11 tRNA genes and 1 rRNA gene are annotated in these 1,178 nt (G+C 50.4%); all 12 read left to right on the forward strand.

Going from position 1 to position 1,178, the window contains the following annotated elements:
- Window positions 1-117, forward strand: a 5S ribosomal RNA gene (gene rrf / locus H5R88_RS03485).
- A 4-nt stretch (window positions 118-121) separates the two neighbouring features.
- A tRNA-Val gene (locus H5R88_RS03490) sits at window positions 122-194 on the forward strand.
- A gap of 18 nt (window positions 195-212) precedes the next feature.
- Window positions 213-285 (forward strand) — tRNA-Lys (locus H5R88_RS03495).
- 45 nt (window positions 286-330) lie between these two features.
- A tRNA-Thr gene (locus H5R88_RS03500) sits at window positions 331-403 on the forward strand.
- Between the two features lie 9 nt (window positions 404-412).
- Window positions 413-484: transfer RNA gene (locus H5R88_RS03505), tRNA-Gly, on the forward strand.
- A gap of 16 nt (window positions 485-500) precedes the next feature.
- A tRNA-Leu gene (locus H5R88_RS03510) sits at window positions 501-586 on the forward strand.
- Between the two features lie 8 nt (window positions 587-594).
- Window positions 595-668 (forward strand) — tRNA-Arg (locus H5R88_RS03515).
- A gap of 5 nt (window positions 669-673) precedes the next feature.
- Window positions 674-747: transfer RNA gene (locus H5R88_RS03520), tRNA-Pro, on the forward strand.
- A gap of 30 nt (window positions 748-777) precedes the next feature.
- Window positions 778-851, forward strand: a tRNA-Met gene (locus H5R88_RS03525).
- Between the two features lie 15 nt (window positions 852-866).
- Window positions 867-940: transfer RNA gene (locus H5R88_RS03530), tRNA-Ile, on the forward strand.
- 52 nt (window positions 941-992) lie between these two features.
- A tRNA-Ser gene (locus H5R88_RS03535) sits at window positions 993-1,080 on the forward strand.
- 8 nt (window positions 1,081-1,088) lie between these two features.
- Window positions 1,089-1,162: transfer RNA gene (locus H5R88_RS03540), tRNA-Met, on the forward strand.
- The last annotated feature ends 16 nt before the right edge of the window (window positions 1,163-1,178 follow it).

The raw sequence follows: 1,178 nt of genomic DNA on the forward strand, positions 1-1,178 counted from the left end.
TGTGGTGATGATGGCTTGAAGGATACACCTGTACCCATGCCGAACACAGAAGTTAAGCTTCAACACGCCGAAAGTAGTTGGGGGATCGCTCCCTGCAAGGATAGGACGTTGCCACGCTTATGGAGGATTAGCTCAGTTGGGAGAGCATCTGCCTTACAAGCAGGAGGTCACAGGTTCGAGCCCTGTATCCTCCATTGAGCGATTAAGCTCATGAGCCGTTAGCTCAGTTGGTAGAGCATCTGACTTTTAATCAGAGGGTCGACGGTTCAAGCCCGTCACGGCTCATTATCAGGTATTATATCTGATAATAAGAAAAATAAAGTGTCAATTGCCGACTTAGCTCAGTTGGCAGAGCACCTGTCTTGTAAACAGGGGGTCGGAGGTTCGAATCCTCTAGTCGGCACTTTCATATGCGGAAGTAGTTCAGTGGTAGAACATCACCTTGCCATGGTGGGGGTCGCGGGTTCGAATCCCGTCTTCCGCTTTGCCAGTTCTATAATGCCGGGGTGGCGGAATTGGCAGACGCACAGGACTTAAAATCCTGCGGTTAGTGATAACCGTACCGGTTCGATCCCGGTCCTCGGCACTTATTATGCACCCATAGCGCAATTGGATAGAGTGTCTGACTACGAATCAGAAGGTTGAAGGTTCGACTCCTTCTGGGTGCATTTTTCGGGAAATAGCTCAGCTTGGTAGAGCACCTGGTTTGGGACCAGGGGGTCGCAGGTTCGAATCCTGTTTTCCCGATTTATAAAATTAATATATTATTAGTTTTTTCGCGGTGTAGCTCAGCTGGCTAGAGCGTCCGGTTCATACCCGGGAGGTCGAGGGTTCGATTCCCCCCGCCGCGATTGGCTGGCTGTTTTGGACCTTTAGCTCAGTTGGTTAGAGCAAGCGGCTCATAACCGCCCGGTCGTAGGTTCGAGTCCTACAAGGTCCATCAGAGATTAGCTTTGATGAATCATTATTGTTTAATCTTATTAATTTATTATGGAGGATTACCCAAGTGGCTGAAGGGGGCGGTCTTGAAAACCGCTAGGCCGTGAGAGCGACGCGAGGGTTCGAATCCCTCATCCTCCTTATATTATCGCGGGGTAGAGCAGTCTGGTAGCTCGTCGGGCTCATAACCCGGAGGTCGTTGGTTCAAATCCAGCCCCCGCAATTTTGGTCCGTTGGTC

Origin of the sequence: Limosilactobacillus agrestis (assembly GCF_014145585.1) — a bacterium.
GTDB lineage: Bacteria > Bacillota > Bacilli > Lactobacillales > Lactobacillaceae > Limosilactobacillus > Limosilactobacillus agrestis.